Consider the following 16,575-nt stretch of genomic DNA (forward strand, 5'->3'; position numbering starts at 1 on the left):
GTTTCAGGTCGACAGGGCAAGGATTGACCGCGCAAATTATGACAAATCACGCTCGTCCGGTTTCCGATATGAGGAGAATGATGTCCGCTCGTCCTTCCGCGATCCTGCTCGGTGCTGCGAGCCTTGGTCTGGCCGCACTGACTGCGCCCGTTTCTGCGCAGACGCGCACCGCCGCGACTTCAAAGCCGATGATGGCCTCAGTCGACACGATGCTCCTCCACGGGCTTCGCTATCGCAACGTGGGTCCACCGCGGGGGGGACGTGTCACGACAGTGACTGGCGTGCCGTCGCAGCCACGCACGTTCTATATGGGCGTCGCCAGCGGCGGGCTATTCAAAACCACTGATGCCGGCGCGAGCTGGATTCCCATTACCGACGGCAAGGTGCCGGTTGCGTCGACGGGTTCGGTCGATGTCTCGGATTCCGATCCGAACATCATCTACCTCGGCACCGGTTCCGACGACATTCGGTCGAACGTCTCGACGGGCCGCGGCGTCTACAAGTCGATCGATGCCGGCAACACGTGGAGCTTCGCGGGCCTCTACAACTCCGGCCAGATCGGCGCGCTGCGCATTCACCCAAAGAATCCGAACATCGTCTGGGTCGCCGCGAACGGCGACGCGTTCTCGCCGAACCACGAGCGGGGCGTTTTCAAGACGATCGACGGCGGCAAGACCTGGAAGAACGTGCTGTTCATGAGCGACAGCGTCGGCTCGTCGGACGTCGAGATCAATCCCGCGAATCCGGACATTGTTTACGCATGGATGTGGCGAGGCCAGCGCAAGCCGTGGACGATCATCAGCGGCGCGGCGGATGCGCTCAACGGCTCGTTCTTCAAGAGCACCGACGGCGGCGAACACTTCACGAAGATCACCAACGGTCTGCCGACGAATCTCGTCGGGAAGGGAAACCTCGCCGTCACCGCGGCGAATCCCAATCGCGTGTACGCGCTCGTCGAAGCGAAGCCCGGTGGTGGTCTCTACCGCTCTGACGATCAGGGCGAGTCATGGAAGCTCATGAACTCGACGCCGGGCATGATCGCGCGTCCGTTCTACTACACCACGATCGGCGCCGATCCCACGAATCAGGACGTGGTGTACGTTGGCGCGGAGACGTTCTACAAGAGTACTGACGGCGGCGCGACGGTGCGCGTCATGCCGACGCCGCACACCGACAATCACGATATCTGGATCAGCCCGACCAACGGGCAGACGATGATCCAGTCGAACGATGGCGGCGCGAACGTGTCGTTCGACGGCGGAAAAACCTGGTCAACCCAGAACAATCAACCGACCGCCGAGATCTACGGCGTGTGGATGGACGACCAGTTCCCCTATCGTCTGTACGGCGCCCAGCAGGACGCGTCGACAGTGATCGTGCCCAGCTTCCCGCTCCCCGGCCAGTCCGCTCCGTTCGAGGATGGCCCAGGTTGCGAGACCGGCCCGATCATTCCGCATCCGAAGAATTCTCAAGTCGTCTACGGCGCGTGCAAAGGCCAGTTCGGCCGCATGTTCATGAACACGCGCACGGAGCAGAGCTATTGGATCGGCAGCCAGTCGCTGTATGGCAACGATGCGAAAGATCTTATCCTGCGTTTCCAGCGCGTCGCGCCGATGGAGACGTCGCTCTTCGACTCGAGCGTGGTCTACTACGGCTCGCAGTATGTGCACCGCTCGAAGGATGGCGGCGTGCACTGGCAGAAGATCTCTCCTGATCTGACGGCAAATCCTCCCGGCGAGTCGCAGCTCGGTTCAGGCGACCCGATCACGCGCGACGTCACCGGCGAAGAGTTCTACTCGACGCTCTACGCGATCAGTGAGTCCAAGCTCGAGAAGGGTGTCATCTGGACGGGTGCGAACGACGGGCCGTTCTATCTCTCGCGCGACGACGGCAAGACCTGGAAGAATGTCACGCCGAAAGACCTGCCGAAGGGCGGACGCGTGCAGTACATCGAGACGTCGCCACACCGCAAAGGCTCGGCGTACTTCGCGGTGTATCGCTATTTGTTGGGTGATTACCAGCCGTACATCTACAAGACGGACGACTACGGGACGACGTGGAAGCGGCTGACTGATGGAAAGAATGGCATTCCTATGGACTGGCCGACGCGTGTCGTGCGTGAGGATCCCGATCGCGAAGGGTTACTCTATGCCGGCACCGAGTTCGGCATGTTCATTTCCTTCGACAACGGCACGCACTGGCAGCATTTCGACCAGAATATGCCGACGGTGCCGATCACCGATATCAAGCGTCATCAGAAAGATCTAATTGTCGCGACGCAGGGTCGGTCGTTTTACATCATGGACGACGTCACTCCGCTCGCCCAGCTCACAGCGCAGACCGCGTCGAGCGGCGTGACGCTGTTCAAGCCTCGCGACGCGATTCGCGCGCGAATCGGCGGTGGGCGTGGTGCTGGACGCGGTGCGGCTCCAGGCCAACCGGAGTTCCCGCAGTATGGCGCGACGATCAATTATTACCTCGCGTCGGTGCCGACTTCACCAGTGACGATCGCGATTCTCGACGCGAACGGCAAAACGATGCGCAGCTTCTCGAGCGAGGCGCCCGTGCGTCCCGCTGCTCCCGCGGACGCTCCCGTTGCTGCTCCCGACGATGAGGAGAATGCGGGTGGCGGACGCGGACGCGGCGGGCCGCCCCCGGTTCGTCTCACGACAAATGCGGGAATGAATCGCCTGATCTGGGACTTCAATGACGCGAACGGACTGATGTTGCCGCCAGGCAATTACCAGGTTCGGTTGACCGCGAACAGCAAGAGCGACACTCAGGGCCTCACTCTTACGATGGATCCTCGTCTCGTCGCGAACCATTTGACGGCGGCGGACCTCGCGGCGCAGTACGCGCACAATGTGAAGCTGCGCGAGATGGTGAACGAGACGAACCGCGTTGCGACGCGTATTCGCACGGCCCGCACGGGCGCCGAGAAATCGAACGCCGCGAACCTGAAGGATGTGCGCGACCTCGGTGTGACGATGTTCGGAGTCGGCGAGGGGATTCGCTACGGGCAGCCCGGGCTGCAGACGCAAATCACGTATCTCGCCGGTGAAACGACGCGTGTCGATCAGCGCGTCGGGCAGGATGCGATCGACCGTGCCGTGGTGTTGCGCAAGGAACTGGACGCTCTGGAGGCGAGGGTGAACAGAGTGCTCGGCGTGCAGCCGTAGCTTCTGGGCTCTAGAGAAGCGACAAAGGACTCCGGTGCGTCGAAGCATTCTCGACGCACCGGAGTCCTTCGCTTTTCCCGGAATGACACTCTTACTTAGGAACCGGCGGTGGATTGAAGGTCACGCCATTCCGCTTGAGCGTTTGCGATAGTGTGCCTGCGCGAACCAGCAGGGCGTTCGCGTCGCTCACCGCTTTCGGCAGCGCCACCTTCACCTCGCTGTACTGTTGTGACAGCGACGAACTCGGCATCTCCCAGATGCCGACGAGTGCCGTTCGAAGCGCCGCCGTGCGGCCGTAGACGTTTTCCGGATCGACGCCACCACCGCCGCGCCCACCGCCACCACCTCGACCGGCGCCCGGAGCCGGCAGCGGAACGCCGAACTTCTTTCTCACGACGTCGAAGTCTTTGATGAACGTTTCCACCTGCGTCTTCACATTCGCTGGGACGTCGCTCTTCGCGGCGACCGAGTCGCGCAGCGCGTTCACCATCGGATACATCGCGTTGAGCGCCGTCTGCATTTTGAGCCCGCGAGACTGCAGCGCGCCGAGGTCGGCGATGACCGCGTTGTACTTCTCGTGTTCGCCGGCGGCGAACTTCACGTCGGGGTCCATCACGAGTCTGAGCGGCTTCGAGTCGAGTACCTTGCCGTTGCTCACGAGCGCCACGGCGTATACCCCGGGCATGGCGTAGCCTCCCGGTCCGCCTGCGGCGCCCCCGCCCGCACCACCGCCGCGACCACCGGCGCCAGGCGCTCCGTCGATCGCGCAGGGATTGCTACCATTGATCGGCGTCGGGACAGGTTGTGAGACACCTGCGATCGCCGGCGCGCCGCCACGACCACCACCACCGCCACGACCTCCGCGTCCGCCGCCCGCCGCGCCGGCCGCGGCTGAGTCGCTCGCCGCGGTGATTCCCTCACCTCGCATATCCCAGCAGATCGTCTGAATTCCCGGCTGATTCTTGGCGTTCGGAACGTCGAGCTCGCGCACGATGTGTCCCGCTGCGTCGCTGATGCGGAGCCTCAGGCCAGGCACGGTGCGCTTCATGTCGTACTGGATCACCGCGTCCGTCGGTGGATTCTCGCCGATGAAGTACGCGTGGCCCCAGAATTCGTCGTTGCGATCGTCTTTGGTCTTCCACTCGAGCGCGGGCCCTGGCGTGAAGAGCTTCACGTCGCCGCCGGCCGCCTGCGCGGATGAGTATTCTTGAATCGGTTCGAGGTGGTCGAGAACCCATATCGCGCGTCCGTGCGTCGCCACTAGCATGGCGTTGTCGCGCGGATGGAGCGTGATCTCGTCCACTCGAACATTCGGAAAGTTCGCCTTGAGACGTTGCCACGACTTCCCGCGGTCGAGCGATAGGAAGATGCCGCTCTCGGTGCCGATATATAGTACGTCGCGATTGCGCTGATCTTCCGTGAGCGTACGGACATTCTCGCCGGTGAGATTGCCGACGATTGATCGAAATGTCTGTCCGTAGTCCGTGCTCACCCACATGTACGGCGCGTAGTCGTTCTCGCGATGGTTGTCGACGGTCACGTACACAGTGGCCGCATCGAACGCCGATGGCACGACCTCGCTCACGAAGGCATTGCCCGCTGGGAAACCCGGGATGTTCTTCGTCACGTTCGTCCAGATCTTTCCGTCGCGCGATACTTGGACGTTGCCGTCCTCGGTGCCCGCCCAATACACGCCTTTCTGCTTCGGCGACTCGGCCAACGCGACGATCGTCGGCCACTGCGACATGCCGTCGTCGCGTGAGATATGAATGTCCGAGCCCTTGAGTCCCATCGTGACGATGGTATCGCGATTCGCTTGCTTGGTGAGATCGGGGCTGATCGCGGCCCACGTATCGCCACGGTCGTGCGACACGAATACCTTGTTGCCCGCCGCGATGAGCGTACCCGGATCGTTGGGCGACAGGATCATCGGCGTATCCCAGTGGAAGCGATACGTCTCCCCGGCCTTCGCCCCCGCAACGTTCTGCGGTGTCGGACGAATGCTTTTCGATTCGCCGGTCACCTTGTTCCGGCGAATCATGTTGCCGTCCTGCGACTCGCTGTAGACGAAGCGCGTGTCGCGGCGATCGGGCAGGGCGACGAACCCATCGCCGCCCTCAACCTGGAACCACTCGTGATTGAAGATGCCCTGTTGTTGTCGCGAGCGGCTCGGACCGCACCAGTCGTAGTTGTCCTGCATCCCGCCGCACATGCCGAATGGTGTCGCGTTGTCGTAGTTGACGTGATAGAAGAGACCGACTGGCAAATTGTTCTGGAACACCCACGTCTTGGAGCCGTCGTACGATTGGTAAACGCCGCCGTCGCCGCCGATGAGCAGATGATCGGAGTTTGCCGGATCGATCCAGATTGCGTGCGTGTCGTCGTGCGCGACTGTGTTCGCCGACGTCTCGATGGACTTCCCGGCATCGGGCGTGACCGACATCTTCACGCCGCCTTGATAGACCTTGTTAGGATCGTTGGGATCGATACGCACCTGGCTGAAGTACATCGGACGCGGATTGTTGGTCGAGATCTTCTGCCACGTCGAGCCGGCATCGTCGGAGCGATAGAGCCCCGTGACGCTCGCGTCAGCCGCGCCGCCCGCGCCTCTGCCACCACCGCGTCCCGCGCCGCGACCGCCGCCGCGACCGCCTGCAGGAGGCGTGGCCGCCGTTGATGCCGCCGCGGCGCCAGTCGAATCAGGACTATCCGCATTGTCGCCACCACGACCCGCGGTCGGTCCTTCGATCGACGCGTAGATGATGCGTGCGTCCTTGCGATACACATCGAGTCCGATCCGCCCGAGCTGGCCAGTCGGCAAACCCCCTCCGGCGAGACGCGTCCATGTGTCACCACCGTCGGTGGATTTCCAGATGCCGCTGCCTGGTCCGCCGCCGTTCATGCAGCATTCCGAGCGACGTCGTTGGTACGTCGAGGCGAAGATCGTCTTCGGATCATTCGGCGACATGGCGAGATCGTTCGCGCCGGTCTCGTCGTCGACGAAGAGCACGCGCTTCCAATTCGCGCCGCCATCGGTCGTTTTGTAGATGCCGCGATCGCCCCCCGGACCGAAGAGCGGCCCTGTCGCGGCGACGATGACGTTGTTGTCGTTCGCCGGATCGATGAGGATGCGATTGATGTGCTTCGAGTCCGCGAGTCCCATCTTCTGGAACGTTTTGCCGCCGTCAGTCGACTTGTAGACGCCGTCGCCCCATGACGTGCTCTGACGATTGTTCGACTCGCCGGTACCGACCCACACAACGTCGGGATTGGTCTGCGACATCGTGACGTCGCCGATCGACATCAACCCGATCTGCTCGAAGATCGGCGTGAGCAGCGCGCCGTTGCTCGTCGTCTTCCAGACGCCGCCATGTGCGGTGCCGACGTACCACACGGCGGGATTTTTCTCGTAGACTGCAAAGTCGGCGATGCGCCCCGACATGATCGCAGGTCCAATCGACCGGAAATGCAGTTTCTCGAATTGCTGCGCGACGGGCGCCTGTGCGCCTAGTGTCGACGTCGCGATGAAGGCCAACCCAAGCCGACGAACTACGGACATCACCCCTCCTGGCCTGTCTCGGTAGAACTACAGAGGGGCAAAATTGTAATGCCTCCCGTCGATTCCGGCGAGACACACGACAACTCTGGCGGCGAGAGGTCGCGAGGCTCGTATGAGATCAGCGCGCGTGCTGTATTGGTGCGTACAACCAGTGGGGGAATGACCCGCACCACCGGTCGTGCATAGTTTGCTTGGTCGCCGTCCATCGCACGCCGGCCGGCGCGAGCTTACCCGCAGCCGCTCCTTCTCCCGCCGCTTCGATTCCCGAATTTCGTGCGCAAGACTCTGATCCTTACTCACCGCTGGCTCGCGCTCATCGTGGGCGCAGTTCTGCTGGCGACCGCGCTGAGCGGCGCCGCGCTCGTGTTCGAGGGAGCGATCGATCGCGTCCTCAACCCGTCGCTATGGCGCGTGACTCCCGGCGCAGTGACGCTGCCACTGGACACACTCGTCGCGCGAGTCGAGGCTTCCGTCGCCGGCGGACATGTCGCCTCGTTGAGCGTGACGAGTGCGTCGGATCAGGCGTGGACGATGGGCGTCGGCCCACTCACTGTCTTCGTCGATCCCTACAGCGGTCGCATCACGGGGACGCGCACCTCTGCGCAATCGCAAGCGACGTTCGCGCGGCGCCTGCATGTGTTCCACGTTGAACTCGTCGCCGGCTCGGTCGGTCGTTCGATCGTCGGCGTGGCGACTGCCGTCGCGCTTTTTCTCCTGATCACCGGCATCTTTCTCTGGTGGCCGGACAAGCTGATTCGCGTTCGCACGACCGCGAGCTGGAAGCGCATCAACTTCGACCTGCACCATGTCCTCGGGATCGCCGCCTCGCTGATTCTCATCGTGATCACGTCGAGCGGGCTTCTGATTCACTACGACGCTCTCGCAAACCTCGTAAAATCGCTCGGCGCCGTTCCGGCGCCGCACATCGCGCCGCAACCACCCGGCCCGGCGAATGCGCCGCGTCTGTCGTTCGACAGCGTTGCTGCGGTGGCACACCGCACGCTCCCGGGAGCGACGATCAGGAGTCTCTCGATGGGCAGTGCGAAGAATCCTGTGACCATTGGAATGCGCTTCCCCGACGATCGCACGCCGGGTGGCCGCAGCCGTGTGTTTCTGAACCGATACACAGGCGAAGTCCTGGGAGTGGTGAGCACGCACGATGCACGCTTGGGCGCGAGGATCGACAACCTCAAACGCTCATTGCACACCGGCGACGTGCTCGGTAAACCAACCGAGGCACTGTGGATGCTGGCGAGCTTGGTCATGGCCGCACAGGTGCTGACGGGGACGCTGATGTGGTGGAACGCGCGCCGTGGCCGTCGCCGCGCCTAGCGCCCTCGGTTCACCGCGCCGCTCCCGACGCTAGACAGCACGATAACCGCGCCGACGATAACCGCGTTCAGTGTCCAAGCCTGGCTGTCCGAGAAGCGCAGGATCCATGGCGAGGCGATGAACCACAGACCGATCAGCGCGTTCACCCAATTGGCCTGCGGACGTAAGGCATCGCCGTAGATCAGCGACGACAATACCATGACGGCCAACCCGAGTCCGCAGCCGCTGATGCGCCCGGCAGCATTGTGGGCCGCCACGAACGACGTGATGAGCATGTAGGCGCCAGCAAGAAAGATCACACCGGTCGCGAGCTTGATGCGATGCTCGCGCGCGGGCTGGAACTGCGGTGGATGCGTCGCGCTCGTCATTACGGACTCCCTGCCAATGAACTTGCACCAGGGAAAACGGCGAAAAGCATGCCCTGCGCCCCGATGTCACCGTGCGACGCGCTGAAGTAATTCTCGATTCGAGGTGCTGTGCTCACCCTGATAGCTGTACAACATCAGCCGGACTCGGGCACCGTTGCTGTCGTTGAGTGTGTCGACGGAAAACGCGACACACGTTGGCGCGCGCCGGCCGATTCGATTTCCATAACAGATCTGACGATGTGCGCTGTCGGCCATATCGCCGCGAAAGTACCACGTGGCGTAGCGACGGTCGGTCCGTTTCCACTCGGTGCTTCCGTCGACGGTGCGAAGATGCGCATTGCCGTCATAGCCATCGGCCCGGAGTACCCACAGCGACGTGTCCGCGGCGGTGGACTTCGCCGTGTCCACCCATTCGCCGACGAGGACGGGTGGATGCTGGAATCCGACGAGCGACATCGATTGCACTCGACTGCACCGAGTGAAGAGCAACGGCAACAACATCGCGGCGATCGCCGCGCGAGGTATGGACGGGCGACCTGATTGAACGCGTTTGGTGATCGCAAGGAACAGCGCCGGCAGCACGACCAACACGAGAAGCGTTCCAGTTACCAGTCCGCCAATGATCACGACGGCCAACGGTTTCTGAGTCTCTGAACCGATCCCGTGTGAAAGCGCCATCGGCAGCAACCCGAGCATGGCAAGGAGTGTCGTCATCAGCACGGTCCGCATGCGCAGGAGCGCGCCTTCGATCACAGCCTGTTCGGGATCATGCCCCGCCTCGAGTAGTTGATTGAACACCGAGATCATGACGACGCCATTCAGCACTGATTGTCCGAACAGCGCGATGAAGCCGATTGCCGCCGACACGCTGAGGGGAATGCCGGTGATGAGCAGCGCGACGATTCCGCCGATCATGGCGAAGGGCACGTTGAGCAGAATCAGCAGCGTGTTCTTCACCGACTGGAACGCGCTGAAGAGCAAAACGAAAATGAGGAAGACGCTGACGGGGACGATGAACATCAAGCGCGTCATCGCCCGCTGTTGATTCTCGAACTCGCCGCTCCACGTGACGCTCGTACCCGGCGCGATATTCAGCTTCGATACGCGTCCCTGCATGTCCTTGACGACGCTGCCCATGTCGCGCCCCGCGATGAACACGCCGATCGCCACAACCTTTCGCCCATTCTCTCGGCTGATGTTCATGCTTCCGCTCCCGACGGAGAAGCGCGCCAAGTCGGCGAGCGGAACGCGAGAGCCCGTCGGGGTGTCGATCATGATACGATCGAGCTTCGCGAGTTCGCGGTCGGCCGCGGCCAACCGTGGGACGACGGCGAAATGCTTCTCGCCTTCCCAGAGGTCGGTCACCGATCGGCCGCCAAGCGCGAGCTCGATCTGATCCTCGATGTCTCCGACACTCAAGCCATACCGCGCTGCAGCGCCATGGTCGATCTCGAGGCGCGCCTGCGGCACTTCGCCGGCACGATCGACGAACGCGCGCGAGACACCGCGAACCTTGGTCACCTCACCGAGCACTTGCTGTGCGGCGGCATGCAACGCGTCAGGTTCGTCGCCAAAGATCTTGATGACGACCTGGCCGTCGATCTGCGAGATGCTCTCCAGGACGTTGTCGCGAATCGGTTGAGAGAAGCTGACTTCGATGCCCGGAAGGACGGCGAGGGCAGCGTCCATCTCATTCAATATCTGCTCTCGGCGGACACCCTTTCGCCACTGCGATGCCGGCTTTAGCCCCACGAAAATTTCCACCATGTTGATTGGCTTGGGATCAGTGCCATCCTCCGGGCGTCCCGCCTTCGACACGGTCGTCGTGACTTCGGGAACGGTCGCGAGCCGCGCGCGCGCTTTGGCCAGCAACGCCATTGTCTCGGGCACTGAGATTCCCGGCGGCAGGTTCAGGTTGATCCAGATCGTTCCTTCGTTCAGCTCGGGCAGAAACTCAGTGCCGAGTCGCGGCGCGAGCGCGAAGCTCACAACGAGGGCGAGGACCGCAGCGGCGAGCACTCGCGTCGGAAAACGAACCGCCCAGCGGAGCACCGGTTCATAGATCCGTTTGCACGCGCGGACGACGGCGTTCTCTTCGTGCGGGAGTGGCCCCCGCAGCATGACGTAGCAGAGAAGGGGGACCAGCGTGAGCGACATGATCAGCGAGCCGATCAACGCCGACGTCACGGTCCACGCCATCGGCGCGAAGATCCGGCCTTCGTGGCGTTGGAGCGTGAAGATCGGAATGTTCGCCGCGATGATGATGAGCAACGAGAAGAACGTCGGCCGGCCGACGTCCACCGTCGCATCGAGGATCGTTCGCTTCGCCAGCGCGGCGTCCGCTTTGCTTGGAAGTTCCGACAATCGCCGAAAGACGTTTTCGACGACGATCACGGCACCGTCAACGATGATCCCGAAGTCCATGGCGCCGAGCGACAGCAGATTGGCCGGGATGCCACGCCAGGTGAGCCCAATGAACGTCGCGAGCAACGACAACGGAATGATCAACGCGACGATTGCGGCCGCGCGGATGTTGCCGAGGAACAGCAGGAGCACCGCGGTCACGAGCAGCGCACCCTCGAAGAGGTTCTTGAAGACCGTCTTGAGTGTTGTCTGAATCAGCCACGTGCGATCGTAGAACGGTTCGAGTCGCACGCCCTTCGGAAGCACAGTCGTGTTGAGCTCAGCGACTCGTGCCTTGAGCGCTTCGAGGACGGTCGACGGATTCTCGCCCTTGCGCATCAGCACGATACCGGTGACGACGTCGTCATCGCCGTCCTGCCCGACAACCCCTTGGCGCGGTACGGCGCCGACGGTCACCCGCGCCACATCTTCGACGAGCACTGGCGTCGTGCCTCGCGACGTGACGACCACTTTCCCAATGTCGTCCGCCGACCGAAGCAAGCCGATGCCGCGCACCAAGTACTGCTGCGTCCCTTGCTCCACGTAGCTGCCGCCCGCATTGGCGTTGCCTCTCCCGAGCGCCGTGGCAAGTTGCTGCAGAGAGATGTCGTAGTACCGCATCTTGGCCGGGTCCGGATTGACCTCGTATTGCTTGACCAAGCCGCCCATGGTAACGACGTCAGCAACACCTGGCGTCATTCGCAGATAGCGTGAGACCGTCCAGTCCTGGAGTGTGCGGAGGTGGGTCGGGCTGAGATGATCGCCGCGAAGCCGATAGCGATAGAGCTCACCGATCGGCGTCGACAGCGGCGCGAGTTGCGGCGTCACGCCGGCGGGAAGATCGGCCGATTGCAGACGCTCGAGAATCTGTTGGCGGGCGAAATAGTCCGTGACATTGTCGTCGAACGTCAGCACGACGAACGAGAGACCGAACTGCGTATGCGAGAACATGCGCACATTGTGCGGTAGTCCGGACAGCGCGATCTCGACCGGAATCGTCACTTGCTTCTCGACTTCTTCGGCGGCGCGACCCGGGTAGAGCGAGACTACGTTCACCTGAATGTCGGAAACGTCAGGGAACGCCTCGATCGGCAGTTTCACGAACGCGATGATTCCACCGCCGATGAACAGCACAGCGAGGAGCGCAACAAACAACGGTTGATTGAGCGCGAACGAAACGACTCGGCGAATCACAGATTATGAGCGCGGCGCGCTTTGAAAGAGTTGCTCCAGCAGAAGCGGAGCGGTGGTGACCACCCGGTCGCCGGCAGTCAGCCCGTCGAGCACCGGCACCACGCCGTTGTGGGCCGAACCCACGCGCACTTCACGTCGCACGTAGCGTCCCCGCTCGCGCTCGACGAACACGATATGGCGATCGCCCTCGAGCATGACGGCCGACTCCGGCACGGCCAAACCGACCGCGGTCGGCATTGCGACATCGACAGTGACGAGCATCTCCGCCCGTAAAACGCCGCTCGGATTATCGATCACGGCACGCACCTTCATCGTCCGCGAGGTGGGATCGATGGCGCCTGACGTCAGCGTGATCGTTCCATGAAAGGTCTGCTCGGCGAGGGACCGAGTACGCAGCGTGATTGGCAGCCCTGGATGCACGAAGCGCGTGTCGCGTTCGGGAACATCGAGCAGCACCCAGAGCTTCGTCGGGTCGGTCACGACAAATAGCGGCGCGAATAGCTGCGGCGCGTTGGCGAGCATTTGGTCAGGTCGAACTTCTTGGCCGAGCGTTGCATTGCGCTCGACGACGATCCCGCCGAACGGCGACCGCAGGGCGAAGACCTGCATGGCGGAACTCGAATCCGCGCCGTAGAGCGCGAGGCGCGCGCGTGCTCGCTGATCCTCCGCGCGAGCGCGCTCGACGTCCGCCTCGGCCGCTTCGACGTCTTTCTGCGCGACGACGCCGTGAACGAGGAGGTCGCGCTGCCGAACTAGCGTACGATCGGCGAGCGACAGATCCGTCGCCGATCGCCGCGCGTCGGCCTGAGCCTGTCCAAAATCAGGGGAGGCAATCGCCGCCAGCTCCGCGCTCGAGCGCACCGACTCTCCAACATTGGCCGCCAAGCGAACGATGCGTCCGGCGAACGGTGAGAACACGCGAGCTGTCGCGTCCTCGTTCCAGACAACACGACCGTTCAAGGTGACTGTGCGAGTCGTGTCCGCGGCGACCGGTCCGGCGAGGAGCGTCGCGGCCTGCGGGCTGTTCGCCGCGAGAAAGACGCTGTCTCCGGCAACGCGCGCCACGGTAGAGGAGTCGGCACCAGCTGCGTCGGCGCCAGACGCGTGACGACAGCCGATCGAGAATGAAAGCAATGCATGCGCGAGAAGCGCGCTAATACGAGGTGATGGCATCGAACAGAACATCGCCACGTACACACCACCCCAACGTTAAGACTCCGCTAAAGGCACACTAAAACTCCGCTAAAGTGGTGCGCGACTCAGCATGGATGTTGGCGCGCTCGGTATTCCTAGTCATGCGTTCTCCCATTCTTTCAAGCCTGGTGCGCCTTCTCCTTGGCGCCTGTTTCGTTCACGGAACGTCAATCGCCGCGCAGACCGCGCGACGGATCACACTCTCCGAGGCGCTTGCAGCGGCCTTGCAGCAGAACCCAGATCTGCTCATCGCCGGCGCGACGGTCGACTCGGCGCGCGCTGAACGGCGGATTGCCGGCGCGATTCCCAATCCAACGCTCGCCGGTACGCCGAACTCGCCGTACCAGTACTCGATTTCGATGCCGCTCGATGTCACCCCGCAGCGTCGTTATCGCACGCGTGTCGCGGAATCCGCAACCGCGGCTGCTGCGCTCGATCGCCGCGACGCGGTGCGACAGGTAACGCTGGCCGTTGCACGAGCGTTCTTCGACGCGCTCCTTGCCGAGGAACGCCGCGAGATTTCGGCACAGCGGCACGCGGCAGTCGTCCAAATGCTCGCCGCCGATTCGGCGCGGTATCGCGCCGGCGACGAGGCGTGGCGCAACCTGTCGCGCAGTGAAGTGGAACTGGCACGGGCCGACGCCGACCTTGCGCGCGCTAGCCTCGATGTGCACACGAGTCGTATCGCGCTCCAAGGCGTCATGGGAATCGCGCACGCCGACACGTCAGCGCGGCCCGAAGGAACGCTGAGCTTCCGCCGAATCGATCTGCCGAGCGACTCACTCGTTGCGATCGCGCTCGCGTCGAGGCCGGACCGACAGGCGAGCACTCAGCGAATCGACCAAAGCCGAAACTCCGAAGGACTCGCTCACGCGCTGCTCGTTCCAACGCCACAGGTGGCCGTCGTTCGGCAGTTCAATTCTCCGTTCGAGAATGGCTCATACTATTCGTTCGGTCTGCAGTTCGAGCTTCCCAGCTTCAACCGATACGACGGCGAGCGAGACAAAGCGCGCGCAGGGCTGAATGCCGCGTTGGCCGCCGACCGACGCTCGACCGCGCAAGTAGAACGCGACGTGGCGATTGCCCTGTCGGAGTTTCGCACCGAGCGAGAGCTCGCAGCGCGCTACAGCGGCGGCGTACTCGACAAGATGACGCAGTCCGTCGAGGCAGCGCGCTACGCGTATACGAGAGGAGCCGCGTCGCAGCTCGAGGTTCTCGATGCATTGCGGGCCGAGCAGGACATGAGGACCGATTACGCCACGGCACTGCACGACTACTGGATCAGCGTCTATGCGCTCAATGCGGCGGTGGGACGCAACGTCTTGGGAGTCGAACCCTAGCCCTGCGTTGCTGCGTTGAGACTATCGCTCGCTTCGAGGTCCGAGTGAGCCACATTGGCGGCGGGCAGACGCAGGATGAACACACTTCCACCGCCAGGTCGCGGCTCGTACGACAGACTGCCACCCTGAAGCTCGGCGAGTTGGCGCGCAATCGAGAGACCAAGCCCGGCGCGACCAGCGTCGGGAATCTCCGACCTCGGCCGATAGAACGCGTCGAAGATTCGCGTAGCTTCCGCGGAGACAATTCCCGTCCCGCGATCAGCTACGCGAACCACGATCTCGCCTCCCTCCGCGGCCTCCTCGAGTTCGATGACACCGTCGGGGGCCGAATACCGTATCGCGTTGTCTATCAAATTTCCGACGATGCGTAGCGACTGCACGAGATCGAAGCGACCGACGAGCGCCGGTGCGTCGAGATCCAGACGATGGACAATCGTTCGGCCGCCGCGGATTCCTTCGGCGCGCCTGATCGCGGCACCAAGCAGATCTTCGACCGTGTTGAGCTGAACGTCCAACGCTACTGCGCCCGCGCGAATGCGCGACAGCTCGAGCACGTTCGTCACGAGCTGCGAGAGTCGGTCGGTCTGTTCCTCGATTGGTATTGCTGTTGGTTCGCCGCGCGCCTTGGCCTGTTGCGCGAGTAGCTTGATCGTCGTGATGGGCGTTCGGAGGTCGTGCGACACGGTTGCGAGAACCTCGTCCTTCGCGCGATTGGCCTCTCGCAGATCGCGCGCAGCCTGCGCCTCCTCGGCAAGTCTGACACGCTCGGCGCTCAGTACCGCAATCTCGTCAGCACGGTGCCGCGCCGTTTCGGCTTCGGCGCGAGCGCGGGTGAGCAACTCGGTCGCAACGAACGCGACGCCGAGAAACGCGAGTAACACAACCCAGTCGAGCGGCTTGCCGACCGACATCAGATCGTACGGCGGCTGGAAGTAGTAGTCGATGAGGAGAAAGCCGCCGATCGCGAGCGTGAAACCAAGTCGGCGACCAGCGCTGGCGCTTCCGCCAAGCACGAGGAGGAGGAAGGTGAGAACGACATGCACCTGATCGATCTCGCCGCGTGCCTGTCGTAGTAGAACTGTGATCACCGCGAGCGCCGAAAGCCAGAGGCCCCAGCGCACGGTCGTGCGTGTCCTAGTCATCACCGTTTCCGAATCGATATCCCACGCCTGGCTCCGTGATGATGATCCGTGGAGTGGCGGGAGCTTGCTCGATCTTTCGGCGCAGGTGCGTCACGTACACGCGGAGATACTGCTGCGGATTGCCGAAGTCGCGTCCCCAAACGCTGTCGAAGATCTGTTGATGACTGACCGGCCGTCCAGCGTTGATCGCGAGCGTGCGCAAGATCGACCACTCGATCGGCGTGAGCGCGATCGACCGGTCATCGCGCCGCGCGCGTCGGCGTTGAAGGTCGATCGTAAGTCCGTCGCATTCGATCAGCGACGGATGGTCAGTCGTCTGTGCACGACGCAGGTGCGCCTGCACTCGCGCGACGAATTCGGCAAGACTGAAGGGCTTGCTTACGTAGTCGTCCGCACCCGCCTCGAACAAAGAGATCTTTTCGCTCTCCGCATGCCTGGCCGAAAGCACGACGATTCTCGCCGAGCACCATGCGCGAATCGCGCGGCAGACGTCGATGCCTGGCCGATCCGGAAGGCCGAGGTCTAGAACGACGAGGTCGGGATGGCGAGTCGCGACGTAGTCGACGCCCTCGGCTCCCGTAGCTGCAACCGCGATGCGTGCGCCGGAACTTGCGAGGCCCTCCGAAAGCACGCGGCGGATCTCCGCCTCGTCGTCGATGATGAGGATGTGGTGGGACGATCGTACCATTGGTATCTCAGGCGCTACTGCGTGTGTCCGAAGTGTATCATTGGCGCAACGCGCAGATGACACGCCGAGCCCTAACGTTTCTTAGTGCCTGTTGGTCTCGCCGCGAGCCGTGACGAAGAACGGCCCGTCGAGTGCTTCTCGACGGGCCGTTGTTGCTCGATGGTCACTCCCTCTCG

General features: G+C 63.0%; 9 protein-coding genes. 3 read left to right on the forward strand and 6 right to left on the reverse strand.

The window, feature by feature from the left end:
- Nucleotides 1-80: 80 nt before the first annotated feature.
- Complete coding sequence (locus AC6H4Z_RS10175; protein ID WP_497546636.1) at nucleotides 81-3,179, forward strand: hypothetical protein; 3,099 nt, start codon at nucleotides 81-83, stop codon at nucleotides 3,177-3,179.
- 91 nt (nucleotides 3,180-3,270) lie between these two features.
- Here AC6H4Z_RS10175 and AC6H4Z_RS10180 read toward each other — a convergent pair whose 3' ends face one another.
- Complete coding sequence (locus AC6H4Z_RS10180) at nucleotides 3,271-6,738, reverse strand: WD40/YVTN/BNR-like repeat-containing protein (RefSeq protein WP_497546637.1); 3,468 nt, start codon at nucleotides 6,736-6,738, stop codon at nucleotides 3,271-3,273.
- A gap of 273 nt (nucleotides 6,739-7,011) precedes the next feature.
- Between AC6H4Z_RS10180 and AC6H4Z_RS10185 the strand changes: the two genes are divergently transcribed.
- Nucleotides 7,012-8,070, forward strand: coding sequence for a PepSY-associated TM helix domain-containing protein (locus tag AC6H4Z_RS10185; RefSeq protein ID WP_497546638.1), 1,059 nt, complete (start codon nucleotides 7,012-7,014; stop codon nucleotides 8,068-8,070).
- Here AC6H4Z_RS10185 and AC6H4Z_RS10190 read toward each other — a convergent pair.
- The 3 genes from AC6H4Z_RS10190 to AC6H4Z_RS10200 all read right to left on the reverse strand — a co-directional run bounded on the left by AC6H4Z_RS10190 (nucleotide 8,067) and on the right by AC6H4Z_RS10200 (nucleotide 13,208).
- The gene (locus AC6H4Z_RS10190; protein ID WP_497546639.1) at nucleotides 8,067-8,438 is read right to left on the reverse strand and encodes an SPW repeat protein; all 372 of its coding nucleotides are present in this window, start codon (nucleotides 8,436-8,438) and stop codon (nucleotides 8,067-8,069) included. The two genes, AC6H4Z_RS10185 and AC6H4Z_RS10190, sit on opposite strands and share 4 nt — an antisense overlap.
- 66 nt (nucleotides 8,439-8,504) lie before the next feature.
- Entirely contained in the window at nucleotides 8,505-12,035 is a 3,531-nt protein-coding gene (locus tag AC6H4Z_RS10195; protein ID WP_497546640.1) for an efflux RND transporter permease subunit, read from the reverse strand.
- 3 nt (nucleotides 12,036-12,038) lie between these two features.
- Entirely contained in the window at nucleotides 12,039-13,208 is a 1,170-nt protein-coding gene (locus AC6H4Z_RS10200) for an efflux RND transporter periplasmic adaptor subunit (RefSeq protein ID WP_497546641.1), read from the reverse strand.
- A 122-nt stretch (nucleotides 13,209-13,330) separates the two neighbouring features.
- Here AC6H4Z_RS10200 and AC6H4Z_RS10205 point away from each other — a divergent pair, with 122 nt between their 5' ends.
- A complete protein-coding gene (locus tag AC6H4Z_RS10205) occupies nucleotides 13,331-14,569 on the forward strand; it encodes a TolC family protein (RefSeq protein WP_497546642.1) in 1,239 nt (412 codons plus the stop codon).
- Here AC6H4Z_RS10205 and AC6H4Z_RS10210 read toward each other — a convergent pair.
- Both AC6H4Z_RS10210 and AC6H4Z_RS10215 read right to left on the reverse strand, forming a co-directional pair.
- A complete protein-coding gene (locus tag AC6H4Z_RS10210; RefSeq protein WP_497546643.1) occupies nucleotides 14,566-15,711 on the reverse strand; it encodes a sensor histidine kinase in 1,146 nt (381 codons plus the stop codon). The two genes, AC6H4Z_RS10205 and AC6H4Z_RS10210, sit on opposite strands and share 4 nt — an antisense overlap.
- Nucleotides 15,704-16,399, reverse strand: coding sequence for a response regulator (locus tag AC6H4Z_RS10215; RefSeq protein WP_497546644.1), 696 nt, complete (start codon nucleotides 16,397-16,399; stop codon nucleotides 15,704-15,706). Before AC6H4Z_RS10215 ends, AC6H4Z_RS10210 begins: the two co-directional genes overlap by 8 nt.
- Between the last annotated feature and the right edge of the window lie 176 nt (nucleotides 16,400-16,575).

It is taken from the genome of Leucogemmata humicola (assembly GCF_055379415.1).

Coding starts and splice junctions, on each gene's coding strand:
- AC6H4Z_RS10175 (WP_497546636.1), top strand. CDS start 81: ATGTCCGCTCGTCCTTCCGCGATCCTGCTCGGTGCTGCGAGCCTTGGT.
- AC6H4Z_RS10180 (WP_497546637.1), bottom strand. CDS start 6,738: ATGTCCGTAGTTCGTCGGCTTGGGTTGGCCTTCATCGCGACGTCGACA.
- AC6H4Z_RS10190 (WP_497546639.1), bottom strand. CDS start 8,438: ATGACGAGCGCGACGCATCCACCGCAGTTCCAGCCCGCGCGCGAGCAT.
- AC6H4Z_RS10200 (WP_497546641.1), bottom strand. CDS start 13,208: ATGCCATCACCTCGTATTAGCGCGCTTCTCGCGCATGCATTGCTTTCA.
- AC6H4Z_RS10205 (WP_497546642.1), top strand. CDS start 13,331: ATGCGTTCTCCCATTCTTTCAAGCCTGGTGCGCCTTCTCCTTGGCGCC.
- AC6H4Z_RS10210 (WP_497546643.1), bottom strand. CDS start 15,711: ATGACTAGGACACGCACGACCGTGCGCTGGGGCCTCTGGCTTTCGGCG.
- AC6H4Z_RS10215 (WP_497546644.1), bottom strand. CDS start 16,399: ATGGTACGATCGTCCCACCACATCCTCATCATCGACGACGAGGCGGAG.